The organism is Tetzosporium hominis, from assembly GCF_002265435.1.
Taxonomy (GTDB): Bacteria; Bacillota; Bacilli; order Bacillales_A; family Planococcaceae; genus Chryseomicrobium; species Chryseomicrobium hominis.
Map to the genome: position 1 here is coordinate 1 of NZ_NOKQ01000113.1, position 274 is coordinate 274.

Consider the following 274-nt stretch of genomic DNA (forward strand, 5'->3'; position numbering starts at 1 on the left):
AAGCAGGCCGATAAAGTTGAACAGCGCTTCCGGCAAGTAGCCAAGCTCTTTATACTGCTCGATGAATTGAATAATGGACTCATCGCGTTTGCTGAGCTTTTTACGGCTTTCATTTACGATCAGCGTCATGTGTCCGAACTGAGGAATATCCCATCCGAATGCTTGATAAATCATAATCTGTTTCGGTGTGTTAGAAATATGATCCTCACCGCGCAGCACGTGTGTCATTTTCATTAAATAGTCATCAATAGCTACTGCGAAGTTGTAAGTCGGC

The 274-nt window shown here is 43.4% G+C and carries 1 protein-coding gene; it reads right to left on the minus strand.

Translation table 11 applies throughout. The annotated features are described in order from the left end of the window. Window positions 1–274 (minus strand): glutamate--tRNA ligase family protein (locus CF394_RS00425; RefSeq protein WP_243370585.1); only part of this gene is annotated, 274 nt, incomplete at both ends.